22 protein-coding genes are annotated in these 25138 nt (G+C 31.0%); 9 read left to right on the top strand and 13 right to left on the bottom strand.

The window, feature by feature from the left end; genetic code table 11:
- Positions 1-131: 131 nt before the first annotated feature.
- Together ACVC5O_RS05550 and ACVC5O_RS05545 are read right to left on the bottom strand one after the other, a co-directional pair.
- Complete coding sequence (locus ACVC5O_RS05550; RefSeq protein WP_452220478.1) at positions 132-1952, bottom strand: endonuclease; 1821 nt, start codon at positions 1950-1952, stop codon at positions 132-134.
- Positions 1953-1959: 7 nt separating this feature from the next.
- A complete protein-coding gene (locus ACVC5O_RS05545) occupies positions 1960-3180 on the bottom strand; it encodes an RsmB/NOP family class I SAM-dependent RNA methyltransferase (RefSeq protein WP_452220477.1) in 1221 nt (406 codons plus the stop codon).
- A gap of 182 nt (positions 3181-3362) precedes the next feature.
- Between ACVC5O_RS05545 and ACVC5O_RS05540 the strand changes: the two genes are divergently transcribed.
- Complete coding sequence (locus ACVC5O_RS05540; protein WP_452220476.1) at positions 3363-4481, top strand: oxidoreductase; 1119 nt, start codon at positions 3363-3365, stop codon at positions 4479-4481.
- An 854-nt stretch (positions 4482-5335) separates the two neighbouring features.
- Here the strand turns inward: ACVC5O_RS05540 and ACVC5O_RS05535 are convergent.
- From ACVC5O_RS05535 to ACVC5O_RS05505, 7 genes are all read right to left on the bottom strand, one after another.
- The gene (locus ACVC5O_RS05535; protein WP_452220475.1) at positions 5336-5803 is read right to left on the bottom strand and encodes a sensor of ECF-type sigma factor; all 468 of its coding nucleotides are present in this window, start codon (positions 5801-5803) and stop codon (positions 5336-5338) included.
- A gap of 7 nt (positions 5804-5810) precedes the next feature.
- Positions 5811-6308 (bottom strand): hypothetical protein, encoded by a 498-nt coding sequence (locus tag ACVC5O_RS05530; RefSeq protein ID WP_452220474.1) that lies wholly within the window; start codon positions 6306-6308, stop codon positions 5811-5813.
- Positions 6309-6374: 66 nt separating this feature from the next.
- Entirely contained in the window at positions 6375-6914 is a 540-nt protein-coding gene (locus ACVC5O_RS05525) for an RNA polymerase sigma factor (RefSeq protein WP_452220532.1), read from the bottom strand.
- A 300-nt stretch (positions 6915-7214) separates the two neighbouring features.
- Positions 7215-9044, bottom strand: coding sequence for an ABC transporter ATP-binding protein (locus ACVC5O_RS05520; RefSeq protein ID WP_452220473.1), 1830 nt, complete (start codon positions 9042-9044; stop codon positions 7215-7217).
- Entirely contained in the window at positions 9045-10775 is a 1731-nt protein-coding gene (locus tag ACVC5O_RS05515; RefSeq protein WP_452220472.1) for a phospho-sugar mutase, read from the bottom strand. It abuts the gene before it with no gap.
- A gap of 78 nt (positions 10776-10853) precedes the next feature.
- Complete coding sequence (locus tag ACVC5O_RS05510; protein WP_452220471.1) at positions 10854-11801, bottom strand: glycosyltransferase family 2 protein; 948 nt, start codon at positions 11799-11801, stop codon at positions 10854-10856.
- Positions 11802-11837: 36 nt separating this feature from the next.
- Positions 11838-12371, bottom strand: coding sequence for a DUF4199 domain-containing protein (locus ACVC5O_RS05505; RefSeq protein WP_452220470.1), 534 nt, complete (start codon positions 12369-12371; stop codon positions 11838-11840).
- A gap of 159 nt (positions 12372-12530) precedes the next feature.
- Here ACVC5O_RS05505 and ACVC5O_RS05500 point away from each other — a divergent pair, with 159 nt between their 5' ends.
- The 3 genes from ACVC5O_RS05500 (at position 12531) to ACVC5O_RS05490 (ending at position 14972) form a co-directional block, all read left to right on the top strand.
- On the top strand, positions 12531-12782 hold the full coding sequence (locus ACVC5O_RS05500; RefSeq protein WP_452220469.1) for a type B 50S ribosomal protein L31: 252 nt from the start codon (positions 12531-12533) through the stop codon (positions 12780-12782).
- A 171-nt stretch (positions 12783-12953) separates the two neighbouring features.
- On the top strand, positions 12954-14129 hold the full coding sequence (locus tag ACVC5O_RS05495) for a GlmU family protein (RefSeq protein WP_452220468.1): 1176 nt from the start codon (positions 12954-12956) through the stop codon (positions 14127-14129).
- Between the two features lie 126 nt (positions 14130-14255).
- Positions 14256-14972 (top strand): lysoplasmalogenase family protein, encoded by a 717-nt coding sequence (locus ACVC5O_RS05490; RefSeq protein WP_452220467.1) that lies wholly within the window; start codon positions 14256-14258, stop codon positions 14970-14972.
- On the opposite strand, the gene ACVC5O_RS05485 is transcribed toward ACVC5O_RS05490, so the two are convergent.
- Genes ACVC5O_RS05485 through ACVC5O_RS05475 form a run of 3 tightly spaced genes read right to left on the bottom strand, consistent with a single transcriptional unit; the run spans position 14973 to position 19539 of the window.
- Positions 14973-16586 (bottom strand): ABC transporter substrate-binding protein, encoded by a 1614-nt coding sequence (locus ACVC5O_RS05485; RefSeq protein ID WP_452220466.1) that lies wholly within the window; start codon positions 16584-16586, stop codon positions 14973-14975. It abuts the gene before it with no gap.
- 8 nt (positions 16587-16594) lie between these two features.
- Entirely contained in the window at positions 16595-18370 is a 1776-nt protein-coding gene (locus tag ACVC5O_RS05480; RefSeq protein WP_452220465.1) for a hypothetical protein, read from the bottom strand.
- 14 nt (positions 18371-18384) lie between these two features.
- Positions 18385-19539, bottom strand: a complete 1155-nt coding sequence (locus ACVC5O_RS05475) for an ABC transporter ATP-binding protein (RefSeq protein ID WP_452220464.1) — start codon at positions 19537-19539, stop codon at positions 18385-18387.
- Positions 19540-19681: 142 nt separating this feature from the next.
- Here ACVC5O_RS05475 and mtaB point away from each other — a divergent pair, with 142 nt between their 5' ends.
- Entirely contained in the window at positions 19682-21007 is a 1326-nt protein-coding gene (mtaB, locus tag ACVC5O_RS05470) for a tRNA (N(6)-L-threonylcarbamoyladenosine(37)-C(2))-methylthiotransferase MtaB (protein WP_452220463.1), read from the top strand.
- 53 nt (positions 21008-21060) lie between these two features.
- Entirely contained in the window at positions 21061-21537 is a 477-nt protein-coding gene (locus ACVC5O_RS05465; RefSeq protein ID WP_452220462.1) for a hypothetical protein, read from the top strand.
- An 82-nt stretch (positions 21538-21619) separates the two neighbouring features.
- Here the strand turns inward: ACVC5O_RS05465 and ACVC5O_RS05460 are convergent, their stop codons facing one another.
- Positions 21620-21916, bottom strand: a complete 297-nt coding sequence (locus tag ACVC5O_RS05460) for an N-acetyltransferase (protein ID WP_452220461.1) — start codon at positions 21914-21916, stop codon at positions 21620-21622.
- Positions 21917-22034: 118 nt separating this feature from the next.
- Here ACVC5O_RS05460 and ACVC5O_RS05455 point away from each other — a divergent pair, with 118 nt between their 5' ends.
- Genes ACVC5O_RS05455 through cls form a run of 3 tightly spaced genes read left to right on the top strand, consistent with a single transcriptional unit; the run spans position 22035 to position 25131 of the window.
- Entirely contained in the window at positions 22035-22700 is a 666-nt protein-coding gene (locus tag ACVC5O_RS05455; protein ID WP_452220460.1) for an alpha/beta hydrolase, read from the top strand.
- Between the two features lie 47 nt (positions 22701-22747).
- Positions 22748-23677: a lytic transglycosylase domain-containing protein gene (locus tag ACVC5O_RS05450; protein WP_452220459.1), complete on the top strand. Its 930-nt coding sequence runs from the start codon at positions 22748-22750 to the stop codon at positions 23675-23677.
- A complete protein-coding gene (gene cls, locus ACVC5O_RS05445) occupies positions 23677-25131 on the top strand; it encodes a cardiolipin synthase (protein WP_452220458.1) in 1455 nt (484 codons plus the stop codon). Before ACVC5O_RS05450 ends, cls begins: the two co-directional genes overlap by 1 nt.
- Positions 25132-25138 lie beyond the last annotated feature (7 nt).

The following is a 25138-nucleotide window of genomic DNA, read 5'->3' as shown; positions in this document are numbered from 1 at the left end:
AAGTTGTAAATATTAAAAAACAAATTTACTTTTTTTCAATAGATTTTCATTAAAAAATAGCATTGAAAAATTAGAGTTATTCACTATGTTTTGAACAAAAAAAAAAGCGACTTGGAGTAGTCGCTTTTAACTTATTGTTTAATTAGTTTTTTTGTAATGCTTCCAGAATCGGTTTCTAATTTAATAAGATATAACCCTTGTTTTAAATTAGCCACATTTATTAAATTATTAGTAACATTACCAGTAGCGACTTGCTTGCCTAAAATATCGAAAACAGTATATTTTACAGATTGTTGGCTAGTTACAGTTAAATTATTACCAGATATTGGGTTTGGATAGATTTTAATGGAATTTAGACTAAAGTCGTTTACACTTAAATTAGTGTAACATGTCCAAGATAAATCGTCTATTCTTACTCTGTTATTGTCTGATTGTTTATCTAATACGACCACTATATCTGCTTCTATATTAATTCCAGTAATTGTTGTAGTAGTTGGTGAACCATTATTATCATTATAAGGAATGGTGCCAACATTTGTTCCATTAACTAAAACATTAATAGTACCAGCAGTATCAGACCCAAAAGTAGCTTGTGCAGTAACTGTTAAATTACCAATACCTCCAGAAATACTTGGAGAGGTTAAGGTACCAGCTCTAACTGTTATAGCTCTTCCATTTAGAGTTTGATCTGTTCTGGCAGCAGTAGCAGTCCATTCTCCAGCAGAAGTTGTCCAGGTTCTTGTTAAATATTGTCCACTATTTGCAGGAATGGTTTCAAAATCTTCATTAGCACATTCTGTACCAGTTGGAGGACCTGCTAAAGTAGTTTCAGAGTCTGAATTACTTAAGGCAGACATATTTCCTGCAGCATCTTTAGCTAAAATTGTAAAGGCATAAGTTGTTTCTGGTGTTAAACCTGTAACTGTAAAGCTTGTTGCATTAGAGTTTGTAGTGACGTAAAATGTGCCATCTGTGTATATATCGTATGTGGTTACAGCTGTATCGTCTGTAGAGGCTGCCCATGTTAAATCTACAGAGTTTGCAGTAGGATTTGAAGCTACTAAATTTGTAGGTATAGTTGGTGCTTGGGTATCTGGATTAGGATCCCAAATCATATTTGCGTATTCTGGATGATCTACAAATGGGTTTGCGTTACCTTGAAAATTATAAGCAGCATTGTTTCTGTCTCTTTCTCTTTGATCTACAGGATCTACATTATTATGCCAATCCAAAAGTAAGTCTATTGCCCAAGGGAAAAACACTTGGTCGTTGGTTCCATTAAACATATCAAAACTAGTGTAACCATTTACTGTGTTTTCGTAACGTGTAGCAAAATACAGTAATGCTCTAGCGATGTCGCCTTTAAATTCATCAATAGGTTCAAACATAGTACCTGAATAACCAGTAACACCACTTGATCCTCTTTTTGAGCCATTAAGAGAAGTTAAATTTACAGAGCCTACGTTTCCAAAAGGGAAACTACCTCTGTAATTATTTACTCTACAATCTGTTGGAATAACATGGTGTATATCGCTTTGCATTGGGAAAGCACTACCAAAAGAAGATTGTGGTACAATATGTTCTCTATTGTAACAATCGCCTTCAGCATTTTGATTACCACCTTGATCTACATTATGAGTGAAGTTGTATGGATCTGTACCTGTTGGGTTTTCTGAATAAAAGTCGAGAACAGTTCCGTCATTTTCATAAATATTTCCTGAAGACACATTAACATCTGAATGCGTATCAACATAACCTTGCGAATTACTTATTCCTGCACCATCATATAATTGGTCATAAGTTCTAGCAGTATGACCATTTGCTGTAATGTTTCTTAATTGTGTTTTTAATGCATAACCAGATAATCCGTTAGCACTATCATAATAGTTGGCTGGTATTTGAGCAAAACTAATAGTTGTTATTAAAAGAAAAAGAAGGTAAATATGTTTCATAATTTTCTTATTTGTTTTGGGTGTTATTTCTCTCTAATAAAGCCATGTAAAATCCATCAAAACCAGATTTATGAGCTAATATTTTGTTATCTTTTACTAAAGTAAACTCTTTATTTGAGTCTAAGAAATTTTTAACTTGTTCCTGATTTTCTGATGGTAATACAGAACACGTTGCGTAAACTAGTTTTCCGCCAGGTTTTACCATTCTGGAATAGGTACTTAAAATTTCGGCTTGCGTTTTTTTAATTTTATCAATAAATTCAGGTTGCAATTTCCATTTTGCATCAGGATTTCTTCGTAATACACCTAAACCAGAACACGGAGCATCTATAAGTACACGATCTGCTTTGTCGTATAATTTTTTAATGTCTTTTGTAGATTCAATAGCTCGTGTTTCGATATTATGAGCACCAGCACGTTTTGCTCTACGTTTTAATTCTTTAAGCTTATTGCCATAAATATCCATTGCAATAATTTGACCTTTATTTTCCATTAAGGAAGCCAAGTGTAGTGTTTTTCCGCCTGCTCCTGCACAAGTATCAACAACTCTCATACCAGGTTTTACCTCTAAATAGTCTGCAACTAATTGTGATGAGGCATCTTGCACTTCGAAAAACCCATTTTGAAACGCCTCTGTAGTAAATACATTCGCACGTTCTCTTAACTTTAGAGCCTGTGGATAGTTATCTAAACTATCGGTTTCTATATCTGCATCAAAAAGTTCACTTTTTAAGTTTTCTTTTGTAGTTTTTAGCGTGTTTGTACGTAATACTACATCTGCTTGCTCGTTTAAAGCAACAATTTCTTTGCTCCACGTTGCTTCTCCTAATTCTTTTACAGCAAGTTCATCCATCCAATCTGGTATGGATTCTTTTATTTTTCTAATTTTAGACAGCTCATCAAAACGTCCTTTAATTTTACGTTGAGGCGTGTTTTCAAAATATTTCCAATCAGGTAATTTTATACCTTTTAACGTGGCCCAAACCGCAAACATTCTCCAGATATCATCTCTAGAAAACGGTTCTTTTATTTCTGCAATTTCTGCATATAATCTTTTCCATCTCACTATATCATAAGTAGTTTCGGCAACAAACCCACGATCTCTACTTCCCCAACGTTTGTCGCGTTTTAGGAGTTGTTGTACTACTTTATCTGCATATTGTCCTTCGTTAAAGATTAGTAATAATCCATCAACGGTTGCAAAGCATAAATTTCTGTGTAATCTCATTTTCAATTTTATAAGCGTGCAAAGTTACGTTAAATAACACAAATTTGTTTTACTTTTTAATATTTAGATGTCTCACATTTTAATTAAGAAAATTTATAGAATAATTGTTTTAAGTAGAATTAGTTTAGAAACAGTCACGTTTTTTCCTGAAGCTTTTTTACATTTATAGAAATTAGAATACTATGAAAAAATTAGCAGGTATATTTTTAGGGTGTTTAGTACTTGTAGGAATAGGAGGTTGCGGTATAGGTAAATATAAAGCAGAACCTAAGCCTATAAAAATTAATGTTTCTGAAGTGGAGATTGAAACGTTAATCCAAGACTCTACCTTAAATGTGAGAGCTTTGGAAATAGCTAGGGACGAATTTATTGCGCCAATATATTTGACTTCTTTAGGAGAATTAGGTATTCTACTTCCTAATTCTATGATTAAACAAGTAGATTCATTAAAAAACAAATCATTTTACAATCATAAAATTTCTTTGTCAACAGACTCATTAAAACTAAATTTTAGAGCTTTAGGCAATACCTCTAATGGAGGGTTTGGCATTACTATAGGTTCGCCTGCAATTATTTATAAGCTTAATGCAGACCTAGAAAAAAACGAAATAGTTTACCAAGAAAACCATCCAAAGGCTTTCTACGATTCTATGGAATTTTGGAACGCTAAAGAAGGGATTGCAATAGGAGATCCAACAGATGACTGTATGAGTGTTATTATAACTAGAGATGGTGGAAATACGTGGGACAAATTATCTTGCGACGTCTTACCAAAAGCAAAAGAAGGAGAAGCTGCTTTTGCAGCAAGTGATACCAATATTGCCATAGTTGGCGATAAGACTTGGGTAGCCACAGGAGGAAAGGCAAGTAGAATTCTATTCTCGCCAGATAAAGGAAAAACTTGGAAAGTTTACGATACTCCAATTGTACAAGGTTTAGAAACTACAGGAATGTATTCTATAGATTTTTATGATGAAAATAATGGATTTGCTATTGGTGGCGATTATACAAAAGCAGATGATAATGTTGCAAACAAAATAAGAACTTTAGATGGTGGGAAAACTTGGGAATTGGTAGCTCAAAATCAAAATCCAGGTTACCGAAGTTGTGTGCAGTATATTCCTAATAGTAATGCTAAAGGCTTAGTGGCTATTGGTTTTAAAGGTATTGATGTAAGTAATGATGCAGGAACAACTTGGAAACACTTAAGTGACGAAGGCTTTTATACCTTACGATTTATAAACGACAGTACTGCTTATGCTGCTGGTAATGGGAGAATTAGTAAGTTAACGTTTAAGTAGATTACTGTTTTTTGTTAAGTTAATTTTTTATGCTTTTATTTACTCAAATCTTTTTTTGACACGAATTACACTAATTTTCACTAATCTTTGTGAGAAATAAATCAAGTTTATATTTGTAAATACTAATTATTATAGTTGTTTTTATTTACTCAAATCTTTTTTTGACACGAATTACACTAATTCTCACTAATCTTTGTGAGAAATAAATCAAGTTTATATTTGAAAATACTAATTATTATAGTTGTTTTTATTTACTCAAATCTTTTTTTTGACACGAATTACACTAATTTTCACTAATCTTTGTGAGAAATAAATCAAGTTATATTTGAAAATACTAATTATTATAGTTGTTTTTATTTACTCACATCTTTTTTTGACACGAATTACACTAATTTTCACTAATCTTTGCGAGAAATAAATCAAGTTTATATTTGAAAATACTAATTATAAAGTTGTTTTTATTTACTCAAATCTTTTTTTGACACGAATTACACTAATTTTCACTAATCTTTGTGAGAAATAAATCAAGTTTATATTTGAAAATACTAATTATTATAGTTGTTTTTATTTACTCACATCTTTTTTTGACACGAATTACACTAATTCTCACTAATCTTTGCGAGAAATAAATCAAGTTTATATTTGAAAATACTAATTATTATAGTTGTTTTTATTTACTCAAATCTTTTTTTTGACACTAATGACACTAATGACTCTAATGACACTAATGACACTAATGACACTAATGACACTAATTACACTAATTTTTATGAGAAATAAATCAAGTTTATATTTGTAAATGCTGTTTGCACTAACTGTTTTTGTTTCTGCGAAGATTTTAAAACTTTAAATTATTAATTGCGCTTAGACTTTTCTTTACGATGTCTTTCTTTAAACTCTTCTATCATTTTGCGTCTAAATTCCTTTTCTCCAGAAATGGCTAATATCACTTTTTTTGCTGGTAATACTTTTAATAAATCGGTAATGTATGTTTTTGTAAGTTTATTTTTAGTCTCTTCAATTTCAATGATTTCAAACAAGATTTTTTTAGCATCTTCGTTACTAATATTTTCGTTTTGATTTGGAGACACGTTTTTTCTATAAACACCACTTTTTTGTCTTAGTGTATTGTTTTCTGCCTGAAAGGTGTTGTAAATAGGCCAAAATTTTTCTGCTTCAGTAGGTGTTAAATCTAATCTTTCGGTAATAAAAGCAACTTTTAAGGCTTCTATTTTTTCTTTTTTTTCTTTATCGTTTCTATCTTGACTATAACCTGTAAAGGAGATAAGTAAAGTAAGCGTTATGAGGTATAGTGTTTTCATTTGTATATTATTCTGTAATTAAGTCTTCTAAATCTATAGTTTCTAGCATACTATCTAATGTTTCATCGCTAAAAGAATAGTCTGTAAATTGTATTTGCGATAGCTCGTCTGTGCTAAACATTGCTGTGAGTTCGTTTTCTGAAGTTTGATTTATAATATAATCACTCAACAGGTCGTCGTTTATTTCGCTAAACGATATTGCGTCGCTTGTTTTAAATGTTAAGGTAATTATTAACAAGAGGCTTGCTGCAATGCCAGAAACAGCTAAAAGAGTACGTTTTGAGAACAAAGTAACTACTTTTGGTTCTTGATTTTTAGAGGAAAGCTTCTGGGTAATTTCTTGTTCTAAATTTTCAAAATACGATTCTGGTGTTTTAAAACCACTTTCTGTGATTTTAGATTTTAAATTTATAGAACCCATTATCTGCTCTTCTATATTAGAAAAGTAATTTTCTGGAACTTTAAAACCAGCATCTTGATTATTATGTAATGTGTTGTTTTTCATGTTTTCTTTCCGAATTAACGGAAACTTATTTTATCTATTATTAAGACTCTTTTTTTATGTAATGGTTTAATCTTTAGTTAAATATGCTTCAATTTTTTTAACTGCAATGTGATAGGAGGCTTTTAAAGCGCCTTCGCTAGTGTCTAAAATTTCGGCTAAATCTTTATATTTTAGGTCTTGAAAATATTTCATATTAAATACTAACTGTTGTTTTTCTGGTAATGTGGCTATAGCTTCTTGTAATTTTAATTGAATTTCACTGCCTTCAAAATAGACATCAGATTCTAAATTTTTAATAGCAAGGTTCTGAGCTTCTTCATTAGTAATGTGTAGTCGTTTTGCGTTTTTATTTATAAATGTTATGGCTTCGTTAGTTGCAATTCTGTACATCCACGAGTATAACTTACTGTCGCCTTTAAAATTATTAATGTTTTTATACACTTTTATAAAGGTATTCTGCAATACATCGTCTGTATCGTCGTGTGATTTCACAATATGTCTAATATGCCAATATAAGCGCTCTTTGTACTGTTTTATTAGTACTTTGAATGCGTGATCTCTTTGTGTAGTAGATTTTAGTTGTTCTAAAAGTTGATTATCGTTAATCACTTACTAGTGTTTAGGCCTTAGACTGCGTAATGTATTAAAAGTTTAAATTAAAGGGAGAAAATTTTTGAAATTTTTTAAAATAATTAAAATATTGAAAATGAATTAGTTAAACTCAAAAACATCGATTAAGTGCAAATATTGAACGATGAAATACGTATTTTATTTGTTTTATCTGTTTATTTATTATATGTTTACAGCAAGTAACCTACTTATTATTGTTTAGCCCCAAATCTATTCAATGAAAAAAAAGGATAGCTATTAAGCTATCCTTTTTTAGTTTTATAGCGTTTATAGTTGCTACTCGAAGCTTTGCATTTCTACCAATTTTTTATAAATGCCATTTTTGTCCATAAGCTCTTTGTGAGTACCTTGTTCGGCAATTTCTCCTTTACTCATTACTACTATTTTATTGGCATTTTGTATGGTGGATAATCTATGTGCTATGACAATGGATGTTCTGTTTTTCATCATGTTTTCTAAAGCGACTTGTACCAAGCGTTCGCTTTCTGTATCTAAAGCAGAGGTTGCTTCATCCAAAATCATTATTGGAGGGTTTTTTAATACAGCTCTAGCAATGCTTAAACGTTGTTTTTGTCCTCCAGAAAAATTATTTCCTGCATCTCCAACGTTAGTATTTATACCTTCTGGTAAGTCTTTTACAAATTCCCAAGCATTAGCAATTTTTAAGGCTTCTATAATGTCATTATCTGTGGCATTGTGATTACCAATTAAGATGTTATTTTTTATACTGTCGTTAAATAAAATGGAATCTTGCGTTACTAATCCCATTTGATTACGCAATGAGCGTTTAGTAAGGTTTTTAATATGGTGACCATCTATAAAAATATCGCCTTCGTTTACATCGTAAAACCGAGTGACTAAATTGGCGATTGTACTTTTTCCGCTACCTGATTGTCCTACTAATGCTACTGTTTCTCCTTTTTTAACATCTATAGAGAAGTTTTTTAGTACCAATTCATCTTCATATTTAAAAGATATGTTTTTTATAGAAAGGCAATCGTTAAAATTAACAATATCTTTAGCGTTTGGTGCATCTTGTAGTTTGTCGTTTTCGTGTAAAATTTCGAATACACGATCTGCTGCTGCCATACCATTTTTTACTTTATAGCTCGCTTTGCTAATTGCTTTTGCAGGTGTTAAAATAGCGTAGGCAAGTCCCATAAACGCAATAAAAGTAGTCCCTTCTATGATGCCATCTATAAGCACTAATTTCCCACCATACCATAATAATACTGCAATAGTTGCTATACCTAAAACCTCACTAACAGGACCAGCTAAATTGTTTTTTACACCTATTTTGTTGGATAATTTTAAAAGGTTATCTGCCGAATTTTTAAAATTAGTTCTAAAAAGTGGCTCTGCATTATAGCTTTTTACAATTTTTAAACCTGTTAGAGATTCTTCGACTATAGATATTAATCTTCCAGATTCTTGTTGAGCTTTAAGCGAATTGCCTTTTAGCGTTTTACCGATTCTCGAAATCATAAATCCAGCAATAGGAATAAATAACAATACAAATAATGAGAGCTCCCAGCTAATTGTAAACATTAATATTAAAGAAAATATGATGGTTAAAGGTTCTCTAACTATAAGTTCTAAGATGATGAAAAAAGAGTTTTGCATTTCGTTAATATCGCCTAATATACGCGCCATTACATCTCCTTTTTGTCGTTTAGCATAAAAGCCTAAAGGGAGTTTAATAATTTTATCGTACATGTCTTTTCTTAGGTCTGTTAACACACCATTTTTAAGATACATTACATGTTGCATTGCGAGATAACCAAAAAGATTTTTTAATAAAAAGGTTGCTATTACAATGGCAATTACAACTACTAATGCCATTTGTGCATTTCCGTTTTCTAGAAAATTACTTAAATGGTAGTTTAAAAAATTTAAGCCATAATCTTTAATATCTAAAATGCCATTCCAAACAGGAGGGTTTTTAACAATTGTTGTTTTACCAAATAAAACATCGAGCATTGGAATTAGTGAGATAAACGCCAAAGAACTAAAAAGCGCATATAATAAGTTGAAAAAGATGTTAAAAAACACATGCTTTTTAAACTTTTTTATAAATGGTAATAATTGGATTATTATTTTTTTCATTTAGTGAATCTGCATATCTTTTATAATAGCATCTATTTTTGCTTCCAATTGTTGTTCCGTTGCTTTAAATGCTGACACATTGTCTAATGCAGTATTTACGCTAATATAGAATTTAATTTTGGGTTCTGTTCCACTAGGTCGCAATGCTATTTTACTTCCATCTTCTGTGTAGTAAATTAAGACGTTAGATTTTGGAACGTCTAATTTATAAGTTTCGTGATTTTGAAGGTTTTTAGCTTCGGCTAATAAGTAGTCTTCAATTAGCACAACTTTAGAACTATTTACAGAGGTTAATGGATTTTCTCTAGCATCAATCATCATTTGTTTAATTTCTTGAGCACCTTCTATTCCTTTTTTTGTAATGGCGACCAAACGTTCTTTATATAGATCGTGAGTTACATATAACTCTATTAATTTTTGGTATAACGAGCTGCCTTCAGCTTTAGCTTGTGCAGCAATTTCGCAGGCTAATAATGTAGCAGTCACAGCATCTTTATCGCGTACAAAGTCGCCAACCATAAACCCAAAACTTTCTTCTCCACCACCAATAAAATCAAGCTCTGGGAAGTCTTTTATCATTTTGGCAATCCATTTAAAACCAGTTAAACCAATTTTGCAATCTACATCGTAAGCGTCTGCCAAGACAGACATCATTGGAGTAGAAACAATTGTGCTTCCTATAAATTGATTGCCGTTAATTTTATCATTTTTTTGCCATTGTTTCAATAAAAAATCAGTCATCATAATCATGGCTTGGTTGCCATTGAGCAAGACTAATTTATTATCTAAATCGCGCACTGCAACACCTAAACGGTCACTATCAGGATCTGTACCAATTACAATATCTGCATCTACTTTTTCAGCTAACTCTAAGGCCATTTTTAAAGCTTCAGGTTCTTCTGGATTTGGAGATTTTACTGTAGGAAAGTTTCCGTTTGGTACACGTTGTTCTTCAACTATAAAAGTATTGCTATAACCAGCTCTTTCTAAGGTTTCTGGAATAATTGTAATAGATGTTCCATGTAATGAAGTGAACACCACTTTTAGGTCTTTTTTCGCTTTCGCGGAAGTGTTAAAGCTTCCGTTTTCTATTGAAGCATTGATAAATACATCATCTATTTCCTTACCAATAGAATGTATTAATTTGGTGTTGGCTTCGAATTTAATTTCTGAATACTCTAAACTATTTATAATTGAAATTATATCTGCATCTTGAGGAGGTACTAACTGTCCTCCATCTTCCCAATAGACTTTATAGCCATTATATTCTGGAGGATTGTGTGATGCTGTGAGTACAATACCACATTGGCAACCTAAATGTTTTAAAGCAAAGGATAACTCTGGAGTAGGGCGTAAGTCTTCAAACAAAAAGACTTCAATAGTATTAGCAGAAAAAATATTGGCAACGACTTGTGCGAACTCTTTACTATTATGTCTGCAATCGTAAGCTATGGCTACTTTTAATGTTTTATTTTTAAACACTTTATGCATATAATTACTAATGCCTTGCGTGTTTTTTCCTAATGTAAATTTATTAATTCGGTTAGTACCAATTCCCATTACACCTCTCATTCCGCCAGTTCCAAATTCTAAATCTTTATAAAAAGCTTCCTCTAATTCTTGAGGATTAGTAGCAATTAGATTTTTAATATACTCTTGGGTGTCGTTATCAAAAGCAGGCGTTAACCACGAATTAACACGCTTTAAAGTTTCAGGTTTAATAAATATCATAGTCAAAATAATAAATTACAAAAGTAAGCATTGAAGACCTTTAAAGTAAACAAATTGCGAATTTTAGAGGTTGTTAGGTTAGAAGTTAAGCTCGTCTTTAACCAAGTAGCGTTTTTTATTGCCTTTGGAACGTAGAATAATTTCGCCTAGAAAACCAGCGACAAAAAATTGTGATCCCATAATCATTGTGGTTAATGCAATGTAGAATTGAGGTTTTTCTGTGATAAGTCTTCCGTAAGGATTTATAAAAATTTTATCTATACCAAGGTAAAGCGCAAAAGCGAATCCAATGGCTAACATAATTACTCCTAAAGCGCCAAATAAATGCATTGGACGTTTACCAAAACGCGATAAAAACCAGATTGTAATTAAGTCTAAAAAGCCGTTTATAAAGCGATCCATACCAAATTTGGTTTCACCATATTTTCTGGCTTGGTGTTTTACTACTTTCTCTGTGATATTAGTAAAGCCAGCATTTTTAGCTAAAACTGGGATGTAGCGATGCATTTCGCCATTTACATCAATATTTTTAACTACATCGTTTTTATAAGCTTTAAGTCCACAATTAAAATCGTTTAATTGTACACCAGAGGTTTTACGTGCTGCCCAATTAAATAATTTAGACGGTAAGTTTTTTGTGAATTTATTATCAAAACGTTTCTTTTTCCAGCCAGAAACTAAATCGTAATTGTCTTTAGTAATAAGGTTGTATAATTCTGGGATTTCGTCTGGATTGTCCTGTAAGTCGGCATCCATAGTAATCACTACGTTGCCTTGTGCTTTTTCGAAACCAGCATGTAAGGCTTGAGATTTACCAAAATTTTTAAGGAATTTTATACCTTTTACATTTGGGTTTTTATTAGAGAGTTGTTGTATGGTTTGCCATGAGCCATCATTAGAACCATCGTCTATAAAAATGATTTCGTAAGAAAAACGATTGGATTGCATAACGTTTGCAATCCAATCCTGTAATTCTGTAATTGATTCTTGTTCGTTAAGTAGTGGTATGACTACTGATATATCCATAGAGTATTCGAAATTGTAGCTTCAAATATAAGATTATTATGCTTGGTCAGGATTGTTTTTTTTCATTATTGCCGAAACTATTAAGCCAATAACACTATAAATAATAAGTTGTATTAATAAGCTTTGTACTAAACTTCCAATAGCAAATTGATTCTCTTGGGCTTCCATTTTATCTACCGCTTCTGCAATAGCATCTTCTGGAGCATTAAAACCTCTCATCATATCTACAGATGCTTCTATAACTTTTTCTTTAAGAGTTTCAGCTGCTTCAGGATCAATAAAATTAAATATAATTACGCTAACAAGTGTGCTTATAACTATGCCAATTAAAACAGTAATAAAAAAAGAAGTAAAAGCTTGTTTGAGGTCTATAAAGCCACCAAGTGCGCTTTTAGATTTAGCAATAGATAGTATTCCAAAAATTATTATAGCTATAAATAATAAAATTCCTAGCCACCATTTTGTTAAAATCTCTAAATTTACGGCATAGCCTAAAACTGTTACTGCAGCAAGTAATATTCCTAGATATAAACCATAGTTTACTGCTATTGATTTGATAGTTTTTTCCATTTTTAATATATTTTTGTGGTTAATTAATAGTTAGTAAGCAAATATAACTAAACGTTACAGAAAAAAGAGATAAATATTTTGTGAAAAAACATTGCTCATTAATAAAAAATAATTAAATTTGCACCTCTTAAAAATAGAATACAATTAAAGCATTTAGCGATGAAAAAAGATATACATCCAGAAAATTATAGATTAGTAGCGTTTAAAGACATGTCTAACGAAGACGTTTTTTTAACAAAATCTACTGCAAATACAAACGAAACATTAGAGGTTGATGGTGTTGAGTATCCATTAATAAAAATGGAAATATCTAGAACATCACATCCATTTTACACTGGTAAATCTAAATTAATAGATACAGCTGGTCGTATTGATAAATTCAAAAACAAATACGCAAAATTTAAAAAATAATTTTGCTTATCATATATTTAAAAGCCTTTCAGCAATGAAAGGCTTTTTTGTTTTCAGTATTTAAAGTATTTTTACAGCATATAACCGTAAAGTAAAAGTTTGGTTAGATAGTTCTACAAAGCACAAGAGCCATAAACTTTTAACTTTTAACTTTTAATTTTTTATTAGTTTATGAATTACATTCTCTTTGATGGTCCATCACGCAACACACTTTTACCATTTACTTATACACGTCCTGTTGCAGATATTAGAGTAGGTATTTTAACCATTAGAGAAAAATGGGAAACTTATTTAGGTAATACCACAACTACTTTAACCGAAGAGTATTTATCTGAAAAATATCCAATGGTAGAGTTAGAGCAAAATGTAATGATTAATGCCTCTTATTTACCAAATAATGAATTGGTGGAATTAATAAAAGGATTAGAGACTAACCAAGCTATTTTTAAAGATGAAGATGTGATTGCTTTTTATACAGAAGACACTCAAGAAGAAGTCAATTTAGAGGCTTACGATGCCATAGAATACAATGAAGCGGTTTTAAAAATTGAACATACTTGGGATATTTTTTCTAAAAATGCGGAAGCTATTCAAGACGATTTTGAATTGCTTACATCCAATAGAAAATCTCAACCTATACCAAATAGCAATAATATAATTGCACCAGAAAACATTTTCTTGGAAGAAGGTGCAAAATTAGAGTTCGCAACACTTAACGCATCTTCAGGACCTATTTATATTGGAAAAAATGCGGAAATCATGGAAGGTTCTATCGTACGAGGACCATTAGCGTTATGCGATAATGCAACGCTAAAATTAGGAGCAAAAATATACGGAGCAACTACCATTGGACCACATAGTAAAGTAGGAGGAGAGGTAAATAATTCGGTTTTATTTGGCTATTCTAATAAAGGACACGATGGTTTTTTAGGAAATTCTGTGTTAGGCGAATGGTGTAATTTGGGTGCAGATACAAACAATTCTAATTTAAAAAACAACTATGCAGAAGTAAGGCTTTGGGACTACCAAACCGAAGGTTTTGCAAAAACAGGACTCCAATTTTGTGGCCTTATGATGGGAGATCACAGTAAATGTGGTATTAATACTATGTTTAATACAGGAACTGTTGTTGGTGTTAGTGCAAATATTTTTGGAAGTGGTTTTCCTAGAAATTTTGTGCCTAGTTTTTCTTGGGGCGGACACTCAGGATTTACAACGTACTTAACCAAAAAGGCTTTTGAAGTTGCAGAAGTTGTAATGTCTAGACGAAACATAGAGTTCTCTGACCAAGACAAAAAAATATTAGAAACAGTTTTCGAAATTACCAAAACTTACCGAAGAGAATAAGTTTATAAATATAATGCGTTCTTGTTTTATCGTGTTTTATTTGTTCTTGTATATATTTTCTTATACTAAGAAATTAATTTATATATTGTGTTCCTATATCTAATGTGTTGATATTGAAACTAAAAAATGAAGCACCTTTTTAAAAACGTATTACTATTTACTATTTTTTATTTTTTAGTATTGGCAATAGATATTTATATAAAAATTTCTTTTGAGCCTTATACCTATACTTATAGATATTTTACAAAAGCAATCTTGCTATTGTCACTAGGTATTTTTTATTATTATAATAAAAATAAAGACACACCAAAAAACAAAAACAGACTTGTATATATCGCATTATTTGTGTTTTTAATTGGAGACATGTTTTTACTAAATTATGTGTTACAACCCTTATATATAACAGGATTAATTTTATTTTTAATTGGTAAACTGCTTTATGCTGCGCGTTTTTCTAACCAAAACGACTTTAAACTAACAAAATTATTACCTTTTTTAGGCGCCTGTTTTTTGTATATGATTGTAATTATGTTACTAGTTTACGATACCATTGGAGCCTTTTTTATACCAGCATTATTGTATTTATTTTCTTGTATGATAGTGGCTCTATTCGCTTTTTTAAGAAAAGGAGTTGTAGATCGCTTTAGTTATACAATGGTAATGGTTGGAATTTTGTGTTCTATGGTAAGCGATACTTTTGGCGTACTTCAATCATTTTATGACGAAAATATATTTTCGCATGAATTTTCGACTATGTTTTTTTATGGAACATCACAGTTTTTAATTGTGGTGGGATTAGCTAAAGAAAAAATTATTTCTAGAAGTTATTTTTTTATTAAATAATTAAGGTTGTTTTGTAACCCGTTTTAAATCCAATAAGTTAATTGGGTTTATTCCTAAACCGTTAATGTTTTTTCTGGTAAAACGAACAACCTCATCATAAAACAATGGGACCATAGGCGCTTTGCTCATCACTAAAGAGTCCATTTTTGTGTATAATAATGTTCTCTTTTTTAAGTCTGTTTCAGTAAAAGCTTGGGTATATAGTGCATCAAACAGGTTACTTTTAAAGTGCGTATAATTTGGACCGTTTGGTGCAAAATTATCACTTTGGTATAGCGATAAATAGTTTTGCGCATCTGGATAATCTGCTACCCAACTTGCTCTAAATAAACTTAATTTTCCATTGGCTTTAGCATCTTTAAGTGTTGCTGCAGGTATCACATCTACATTAACTTGTAAGCCTGTTTTTTGAAGTTCTCTTTGTATGTACTCACAAAAGCTAAGATAATTACTGGTTGTGGTAATTGTAATCTCTGGATTACTAATTTTAGATTCTGTTTTGTATTTATGGACTAATTGTTTCGCTTTTTCAGGATTGTAAGTATAGCCAATACTGCTATCATAACCTGGTAATCCTTTGGGAATAAAACCTCCATTTGCAGGAATACCAATGCCATTACGTAAATACAACATCATTTTTTTTCTATCAAAACCATAGTTTACAGCTTGTCGTATTAAGTCTGATTGTATTTCTGGCTTTTCAGAATCCATATAAAACGCTAAATATTCGGTATTTAAATAAGGACCTCTAATCATATTTACTGTTTTGGAATATTGTTTTTGTAACGTTCCATTAGCAGTTAATAATTCGTCTTTATAAGAGGCGTCTAAGCCAGACACAAAATCAATATTACCTTGCGCAAATTGCAAAAACTCACTTTGTTTATCTGGCAAAAATGTTATAGCTACAGCTTCTAAATACGGAAGTGTTTCACCATTACTATCAGTTTCAAAATAATTAGTGTTTTTTCTAAGAACTAATTTTATATTTTCTTCCCAACGTTTAAATTTAAAAGGTCCTGTGCCTATTGGGTTTGACCTAAAATCACTTCCGTAGTGCTCAGCAATTTCTTTAGGCACAACAGAGCAATATTTCATAGTTAAGAGTCCTAAAAAAGCAGGAAAAGGTTGTTTTAATTTAATATTAAAAACAGTATCGTTTATAGCTTTAAATGTATCTACTTTGTTTAAAACCCAACGTCCTGGAGAGGCAATTTTATTATCTAATAATCTGTTAAAACTGTATTCAAAATCTTTAGCTGTTACGCGTCTTGTAGAGTCTTTACCAAAAAGGCTATGCTTATGAAAGTACACATCATTTTTAAGCGTAAAAGAATATAATAACGCACTATCAGTCACAGTCCAATGTTTAGCAATAGAAGCTTCAACCTCTAGATTTTTGTCCATTTGGACTAAACCGTTAAACAATTGGTTTATAGCCCAAATATCTGCATTGTCTTTTGCAAATGCTGGATCTAAAGAGCCAATATTTTTATGTTCATTATATCTAAATACTGTGTTTTCGTCAATAGAATTTTTTTTGCTATTACAGGAGCAAAAGACGCACACTATAACTATAGATATAAAAAAACGACTGTAGTTTTTTATGTTCATTTTTTATTTTATCCTTCCGGAAGTGACTTCCATTTTAAAATGCGTTTTGAGAAAAAATAAATAAATACAAAACCAATAATTAATAACACATAACTCCAATATATTCCTAAAGTGTCCATAATTGTAAAGCATTTTTCGTAAACATAAGTAGTGTTATATTTTGCTTTACACGCATCGTTTTGATGCATGGTTATGATGCCTAAAATAAGTAAAACAAAAGGTACAAATATGGTTATTGTAAGGTTTAAAAATACTGCAGAAACGGCTTTTTTAATTTTATCGCCATAAAAGAAGGTAACCGATAGAATTATAATTCCAATACATAGTGCAAAATAGGCTATAAAATATTCTTCACTATTATTGCTCATGCGTCCTGCATAACTCACAAATGCAGCAAATAAAGACATGATAATTAGTAGTACTATAAAAGCGATTATAGAAAATAGTAACGATTTTAAACCTGTAATTCTAAACGCAAAAATAATTATTGATAAACAAAACGAAATCCACATAAATACGTGTATGCTGTCTATAAATACATTTTTAGTTTTTATGGTTTCAAGATTACCAAAAACGTGCTCTAGATTATCACTTTTTATGTAGTAGTCTGTAATGTGTTCTTTATAATATTTTCTACGAGCAGTTTCTTCAACTGTAGCGTTACTGTCTTCATAATCATATTGAATACTATATGGTACTTTTGGATGCGTCCTAATTAAATGTTTAATCGTGTAGGCTTCAGGAGTGTAAATACTATTAAACCAAGCTTCTTTGGTAATGTTATTAGCAATGTTGTGTTTGTTTAATACGTTATGAAAATTAGAAACTAACGCTTTAATTTCTTCAGGATTGTTTCGTTTTAATAAGTCATAATTTTTTTTGTTTCGGTTTATGTTTTCTATAGTGCTTATAGTATTTCTGTAATCATAATCTAGTTTTGTTATATATTGATTAGAATCAAATTGGTTGTCTTCGTTCTTATCACGTTTTGATGTATAAAACGTTTCAGAATAATTAAAATAAGAAGGCTCTGCATTTTTACCATATTTAGCAACAATATCTACCAAACTATCTTTATAAAACAGTATTACAGAGTCGTTAATTGTTTTTCTAAACACGACATTTTGTGTGTATTCTTCTGGAATCGATTCACTTTGAAAAAACTGTTCTTTCCTCAAAGTAAAAAATTGATACTTATATTCTAAAAACGAAAGATGAGGCTGATTAAAATTAATTGCACTTTTTTCGGTTTCGCAAAATAGCGTATCAAAAGGTTTTGGAAAGGCAAGATTATCTACAGTATAATCCGAAATTTTGTGTGATAAAAACAGAGAAGCATCGTTTGCTATTTGAATATCACTATACAACTCGTCGTCGGGATACGTAATGCCAACATAAGCTTTGAGTCCAAAAATATAGGAATAGTAAAATGTTGTCGCACTAAAAAGGATTACAAAATAGAGCAGAAACTGTTTAAACACATCCAATTTAGTGGTTGGATAAAAGTTTTTAAAACTATTGTTTTTAAACATGTTTATTAGCCACAAAACAACCAGTATTATGGAAACCATAATACCAAAAAACACAGTTCCGTTTTCGAAAAAGTTATCTATTGCTCGTCTTTCTTGCAGAATAGCTTTGTTAGTTAACGACACAAAGCCTATTAAAAAGAATATAATATGTAATATAAGTGAAGCTGCAAGCATCCACACCACTTTGGTATTCCAAATATTTGGATAGCGCTCTAATAAATATTGATTGGTTTTATATATAAATTTTTTCATTGAAAAGTGATGGATTATGATACAAAAAATCTTCGTGTAGAACGCGAGATATCTCTAGTGTAGGTGACTTCTATTTTATGAGTTCCTAAAACTTCTAAAACAGAATGAAAGGGTGTTGTAGGTTTAAAATAAGCAACATAAATTCCACCATTATAAACTAGTTTTTCTAGTGCTATTGGTTTAAACACGTCTAATAATTGTTGTCTTTCGCAAGTGCTATCTATTTCTACAATAAGCTGGTCTGTGTCTTCTGTAGTATTAGTTTGCAGATTATCTTTATATTTTCCGTTTTTTAGGTATATAACTTTGTCAGATACTTTTTCGACTTCGTATAATTGTTGCGAACTTAAAATTAGTGCAATTGGATTGGTAATTGAGTTGCAAATAGACTTTAAATCTTCTAAAATCACCTGTTGTGCGAGTACATCTAAATTTGCTAAAGGCTCATCTAATAATAAAACTTCTGGTTGGCGAAGTAAAGTTCTTGCCAATTCAAAACGCATTTTATAACCAGACGAGAGTTCGCTCCATTTTAGGTGTTTGTAGTTCCAAAGTCCTAATCTGGCAATCATCATTAATACTCTAGTTTCATTTTCTTCAGGAGGTGTTCCGTAATTTGTGAGTACAAATTTAAGGTTGTCCTTTAAGCTTCCATGCCATTTTTGCGTGCGTTGCGGAATGTAAACCAGTTTAGAACGCAAATCGAAAGCATTACTAATTTTAGAATCGAAATTAAACTGTAAATCGCCTTTAGTATGTTTTAGTTCTTTTGCCAAAACACGTAATAATGTTGTTTTGCCATTTCCGTTTTCGCCAACCAAACCATAAACGTTCCCTTTGCTAATTTCTAACGAAATTGGTCCAAGTTCAAAACGATTAATACCATAGCTTTTAATAATATCTCTTGCTACAATTATAGGTTGGGTTACATTATATTCTTCTATTGGAAGCTTAGCAATAGACTCTAAAATAGTTAGCGATTTGGTTATAAATTCCTCGTTGTTATAATTTGTACTTTCTTTCCAATCGGTAAGCGCAATAACGGTTTTATAAATATCTAGATTTTGAGTATCAATCGCACAATCCATTAGTTTTCTATAACCAAGTACAGTGTCTTTGTTTTCAAAAAAAGTATAAACTTCTTTTAAGCGTTGTTCTATTTTAGACATAAATGATATTTCGGTTTTCAATACTAACGTCTTAAACCTTAGTATTGTTATTATACTTGCAAACAATTTATTAAATTTGCGAGCCTAATTATTAATCCTGTAAATATAATAATTTACCAGTGGGTAAATTTTAATTTTAACTGTGGAAAACAAAAAAGTAGCATTTTACACTCTTGGATGTAAATTAAATTTTTCTGAAACCTCTACCATTGCTAGAAACTTTAAAGATGAAGGCTTTAAAAGAGTAGAGTTCTCTGAGCCAGCAGATATTTATGTTATAAATACCTGCTCTGTAACCGAAAATGCAGACAAACGTTTTAAAACAATTGTAAAACAAGCTCAAAAGTCTAATCCTGAAGCTTTTGTAGCAGCAGTTGGTTGCTATGCACAATTAAAACCACAAGAATTAGCAGATGTACATGGTGTAGATTTGGTTTTAGGTGCTACTGAAAAATTTAAAATCACAGACTACCTTAACGATTTAACTAAAAACGATTTTGGCGAAGTACACAGTTGCGAAATTGAAGAAGCCGATTTTTATGTTGGTAGTTATTCTATAGGCGACAGAACACGAGCGTTTTTAAAAGTACAAGACGGTTGCGACTATAAATGCACCTATTGCACAATACCCTTAGCTAGAGGGATTTCGCGTAGTGATACTATGGAAAATGTACTTAAAAATGCTGAGGAAATATCGAATAAAGGTATAAAAGAAATAGTACTTACAGGTGTAAATATTGGCGATTATGGCAAAGGCGAGTTTGGCAATAAAAAACACGAACATACTTTTTATGAGCTTGTAGAAGCATTAGATAAAGTTGAAGGTATAGAGCGTTTACGAATCTCTTCAATAGAACCAAATTTGCTTAAAAATGAAACGATAGAGTTTGTGTCTAAGAGCAATACGTTTGTGCCACACTTTCATATTCCTTTACAAAGCGGAAGCAATTCAGTATTAAAAAAAATGCGTCGTCGCTATTTAAAAGAGCTATACGTAGATCGTGTAAACCAAATTAAAAAAACAATGCCACATGCTTGTATTGGAGTAGATGTTATTGTTGGTTTTCCTGGCGAAACCGAAGCCGAATTTTTAGAAACTTACAACTTTTTAAACGCTTTAGATATTTCCTATTTACATGTGTTTACTTATTCTGAGCGTGATAATACTGTAGCAGCAACTATGGATGGTGTTGTGCCAAAAAATGTAAGAACTAAACGAAGTAAAATGCTTAGAGGCTTATCCGTCAAAAAGCGAAGAGCGTATTACGAAAACCAAATAAATACAACACGAACAGTGCTGTTTGAAAGCGAAAACAAACAAGGTTACATACACGGTTTTACAGAAAATTATGTAAAAGTAAAAGCGCCTTGGAATCCTGAGTTAGTAAACACGCTTCACGACGTTACACTCACAAAAATAGACGACGATGGTATAGTGCGTTTTAATTTTGTTGAAACACTTGTGTAGTTGGTTTCTTATTTTATATTTGCAATCTAATAATTTAAAAAAAACAAACAAAAATGAAAAATTTAGCATTTAGCTTATTGGCAGTATTCGCCTTAGTATTTACATCTTGTTCTAGTGACGATGATAATGGTGGAGGTTCTTCTCAGGTTTCAGAATTAAAAGCAACAATTAATGGAACTGCATTAACTTTTAACACTGTAGTTGTAGATAAAGAGACATATACTGAAGGAACAGAGACTTACACAGAATTAGATGTTACTGCAACTATTGGTACAGATACTTCTAAAATATTTTCTTTTTACTTAGAGGTAGGAGATTTAGGTGCAGATGCATTAGATTATCTTTATTATGTAGATAATGGTGTACAGTATAGTAGTTTTAATAGTCAAAACTTTAACTCAGTAGTTAGTGTTAACGATGGTTCTAACTTCGCTATGACGTTTTCAGGAACTTTAACAGGATATGACGATAATACTGGAGAAACAATTACAATTACAATAGAGAATGGATCTATAACAGCAGCTTACTAAGTTGTAGTTACAAAGTAATATTATAATTTAAAAAAAAACCAAAAACTTATGTTTTTGGTTTTTTTTGTATTATTATTAAAACTTATATTCTAACACCTACTGGTAATAAGCTTTTATATTGTCTATTTCTTCTAATAAATTTCGCAATTTCAGGGCTTGTTGGTACCACACTTAAGTTGCGTTCTTGTACATTACTAAACACAAGTTTTAAAAAATCACTTGTAAAATTTTCATCTGTAATAGCTTCAGGAATAATAAGTTTTGTTAAAAATATTTTACGTTCTTGTAAAGAATATTCAATTTTCGCAAAATGGTCGTCGATTTTTAATTCAAATTGACGTAGGAATTCATTGTCAACTAGTTCAGCAGCATCAATCATAATAAATAGAGTTTATTGTTTTTTTTAGGAAATTTAAAATAGTACTAACTATTTTTGCTATAAATGCAAAAGTACAAAAAAATATGATTAATTCCATTATACCAAACGTTAAAAGCTTATGAATCAGGAAATAATACATGTTTATTTAATGCCAGGAATGGCTGCAAATCCAACTATTTTTGAGCACATAAAATTACCAGAAGAGCAATTTAAAATTCATTGGTTAGAGTGGATGATTCCTTTAAAAAACGAATCGTTATCAGAGTATGCAAACCGAATGACTAAAAATATAAAATACGAAAATAGCGTTTTAATAGGCGTTTCCTTTGGTGGTGTTTTAGTTCAAGAAATGAGTAAACATATTGCCTTGCGTAAAGTAATTATAGTCTCTAGTGTAAAAACAAAACACGAATTACCAAAACGTTTAAAATTAGCAAGAACAACCAAAGCTTATAAAATAGTACCAACTCAATTGTTAGGGAATATAGATTTGTTGGCTAAGTATGCATTTGGTAAAACCATTACAAAACGTGTAGAATTGTACAAAAAATACTTGTCGATTAGTGATAAAAACTATTTAGATTGGGCCATTAAAGAAATGGTATGCTGGGAGCAAGAAGAACCTATTATAGATGTTATACATATTCATGGTGATAATGATATGGTGTTTCCGTTACAGCACATTAAAAACTGTATTACAATCAAAGGCGGAACACATATTATGATAATCAATAAATTTAAATGGTTTAATACAAACTTACCAAAACTTATTTTGGAGCAATAGTTGTAGGTATGCATTAATTATGTATTTTTAAGTAAAATAAAATAAAGATGAAAATGATAAAAAATGGATTGGTAATGATAGGAGTATTTGCACTATGCTCACTATTTATCTTTGCTTTGCAAGATGCACCAAGTGATGAGAATTTAGAAAAAAAGATGATAAACGACTATAACGTCTATGCCTTGCAAGTACCTAGTTATTTGGATTTTGCAGGAGAACAAGTCCCTTTAAGTAATCCAGATATCTTAGAACGCATGGATAAAGAATTGCTAGTCAATACCTATTGGCAATCTAACGGGTTATTAATGTTTAAACGAGCTCAAAAATACTTTCCTGTAATAGAGCCTATTTTGCAAAAGCATGGTATTCCAGACGATTTTAAGTATTTAGCTGTAATAGAAAGCGGATTAACAAATGCAAGATCTCCTGCAGGAGCAAGTGGTTTTTGGCAAATAATGAAAGGCACAGGAAGAGAATATGGCTTGGAAGTTAATGACAATGTAGATGAGCGTTACAACTTAGAAATGGCAACAGAAGTGGCTTGCGATTATCTTAAAAAATCTAAAGAACGTTTAGGGTCTTGGACCTTAGCTGCTGCAGCATATAATGCAGGCAACGCAGGTATTTCTAGACGATTAAAAGCACAACAAGTAAACAGTTATTACGATTTATTGTTAGGTGAAGAAACTGGACGATACGTGTTTAGAATTGTGGCTTTAAAAGAAATATTGAAAAACCCTAAAAAGTATGGATTTAATTTTAGACCAAAAGATTTATATAACAACATACCAACCTACAAAGTAGAAGTAGATACAGCAGTCACTAACTTTGCAGATTTTTCTGAAAAATTTAATATTAATTATAAAATTTTAAAGCTTCACAACCCTTGGTTGCGCGAGCCACACTTAAACAATAAATCCAGAAAAAAATATTATATAGACATTCCAAAAGAAGGCTATTATAACTCAAATCCTTAATGATTGATTTTATAAAGAATAATATTTGGTTACTCCTTATAGTCTTAAACTATATACTTGCAATTTCTGCAGTAATCACTATATTTTTTAAACGAATAAATCCAACAAAAACACTAAGCTATATAATAGTATTAGTGTTTTTTCCTTTTATAGGACTTTTGGTATATTATCTATTTGGACAAGAATACCGAAAGAATAAAATTTTTAGCAGAAAAAATGTACTTAACCAATCTATAATACAAAAAGCTAAAAAAGAATTAGAGCTTAGCAAAAGCGAATTAGAATCTTTTGATAATGAATTAGAAAGTAAGATGAAGCTAGTAAAATTACTTCATCATAGTGAAAACACACCACTAACCGTTTGTAACAACATTACATTTCTTAAAAACGGAGAAGTTAAATTTGAAGCTTTACTAAAAGATTTAAAAGCAGCAAAACACCATATACATTTAGAATATTATATTTTTAAAGATGATGATATTGGAACGCAAATCATAACTATTTTATGCGAAAAGGCCAAAGAAGGCGTAGAGGTGCGATTAAATGTAGATGATGTTGGTAGTAGCATATCTTCCAAATCTAAGTCCAAACTAAAGGAAGCAGGCGTTATGTTATTTCCTTTTATGCCAGTACTATTTACAAAATTTACTGGCACAATGAATTATAGAAACCATAGAAAAATAGTTATTATAGATGGTAAAATAGGGTATATAGGAGGCATAAATGTTTCAGATGAATACGTAAATAAACCAGAGCGTGAAAAGTACTGGAGAGATACACACATGCGTATTGTTGGCGAAGCTGTTGCACCATTGCAAATTTATTTTCTTACCAATTGGGATTTTGTCTCAGATGGAAAAACAGAATTTTCAGAACATTTTTTTCCTAAAAATGATTGTAAAGATAAACTGCCAATACAGATTGCTGGTAGTGGTCCAGATACAGATTGGGCAAATATTATGGAAGCTATTTTTTCTGCAATACTAACAGCAGACGAGTATATTTACATCACAACACCTTACCTTATTCCAAACGATGAGATTATAAAAGCCTTACAAGTAGCTTCAAAAAGTGGGATAGAGGTAAAAATTTTAATTCCAGATATTTCAGACTCCTGGACTGCTAAGTATGCAACAAATTCTTATTTAGAAGAATTGTTAGAAGCAAATATTGAAATTTATAGATATACAAAAGGGTTTATACATGCAAAAACTATGGTGGTTGACGATGTGTTTTGTACAGTAGGTACCTCAAACATGGACTATAGAAGCTTTAATATTAATTTTGAAATTAATGCGCTAATCTATGATAAAGCAGCGTCTTTAGAGCTTAAATCACATTTTCTGGAAGATGTAAAACATAGCAAAAAAATGAATCTTGAGCAATGGACACAACGCTCCAAAGCCGAAAAGTTTAAAGAAAGTTATTGTCGTCTTTGGGCGCCTTTATTGTAAGTGCATT

It is taken from the genome of Lacinutrix salivirga, from assembly GCF_053604675.1.
This window is presented reverse-complemented; position numbering and strand designations above follow the sequence as displayed.

What these genes read in the sequence shown, in the direction of transcription:
- ACVC5O_RS05550 (WP_452220478.1), bottom strand. Translation starts at nt 1,952, where the DNA reads ATGAAACATATTTACCTTCTTTTTCTTTTAATAACAACTATTAGTTTT.
- ACVC5O_RS05545 (WP_452220477.1), bottom strand. Translation starts at nt 3,180, where the DNA reads ATGAGATTACACAGAAATTTATGCTTTGCAACCGTTGATGGATTATTA.
- ACVC5O_RS05540 (WP_452220476.1), top strand. Translation starts at nt 3,363, where the DNA reads ATGAAAAAATTAGCAGGTATATTTTTAGGGTGTTTAGTACTTGTAGGA.
- ACVC5O_RS05535 (WP_452220475.1), bottom strand. Translation starts at nt 5,803, where the DNA reads ATGAAAACACTATACCTCATAACGCTTACTTTACTTATCTCCTTTACA.
- ACVC5O_RS05530 (WP_452220474.1), bottom strand. Translation starts at nt 6,308, where the DNA reads ATGAAAAACAACACATTACATAATAATCAAGATGCTGGTTTTAAAGTT.
- ACVC5O_RS05520 (WP_452220473.1), bottom strand. Translation starts at nt 9,044, where the DNA reads ATGAAAAAAATAATAATCCAATTATTACCATTTATAAAAAAGTTTAAA.
- ACVC5O_RS05515 (WP_452220472.1), bottom strand. Translation starts at nt 10,775, where the DNA reads ATGATATTTATTAAACCTGAAACTTTAAAGCGTGTTAATTCGTGGTTA.
- ACVC5O_RS05510 (WP_452220471.1), bottom strand. Translation starts at nt 11,801, where the DNA reads ATGGATATATCAGTAGTCATACCACTACTTAACGAACAAGAATCAATT.
- ACVC5O_RS05505 (WP_452220470.1), bottom strand. Translation starts at nt 12,371, where the DNA reads ATGGAAAAAACTATCAAATCAATAGCAGTAAACTATGGTTTATATCTA.
- ACVC5O_RS05500 (WP_452220469.1), top strand. Translation starts at nt 12,531, where the DNA reads ATGAAAAAAGATATACATCCAGAAAATTATAGATTAGTAGCGTTTAAA.
- ACVC5O_RS05495 (WP_452220468.1), top strand. Translation starts at nt 12,954, where the DNA reads ATGAATTACATTCTCTTTGATGGTCCATCACGCAACACACTTTTACCA.
- ACVC5O_RS05490 (WP_452220467.1), top strand. Translation starts at nt 14,256, where the DNA reads ATGAAGCACCTTTTTAAAAACGTATTACTATTTACTATTTTTTATTTT.
- ACVC5O_RS05485 (WP_452220466.1), bottom strand. Translation starts at nt 16,586, where the DNA reads ATGAACATAAAAAACTACAGTCGTTTTTTTATATCTATAGTTATAGTG.
- ACVC5O_RS05480 (WP_452220465.1), bottom strand. Translation starts at nt 18,370, where the DNA reads ATGAAAAAATTTATATATAAAACCAATCAATATTTATTAGAGCGCTAT.
- ACVC5O_RS05475 (WP_452220464.1), bottom strand. Translation starts at nt 19,539, where the DNA reads ATGTCTAAAATAGAACAACGCTTAAAAGAAGTTTATACTTTTTTTGAA.
- ACVC5O_RS05465 (WP_452220462.1), top strand. Translation starts at nt 21,061, where the DNA reads ATGAAAAATTTAGCATTTAGCTTATTGGCAGTATTCGCCTTAGTATTT.
- ACVC5O_RS05460 (WP_452220461.1), bottom strand. Translation starts at nt 21,916, where the DNA reads ATGATTGATGCTGCTGAACTAGTTGACAATGAATTCCTACGTCAATTT.
- ACVC5O_RS05455 (WP_452220460.1), top strand. Translation starts at nt 22,035, where the DNA reads ATGAATCAGGAAATAATACATGTTTATTTAATGCCAGGAATGGCTGCA.
- ACVC5O_RS05450 (WP_452220459.1), top strand. Translation starts at nt 22,748, where the DNA reads ATGAAAATGATAAAAAATGGATTGGTAATGATAGGAGTATTTGCACTA.
- cls (WP_452220458.1), top strand. Translation starts at nt 23,677, where the DNA reads ATGATTGATTTTATAAAGAATAATATTTGGTTACTCCTTATAGTCTTA.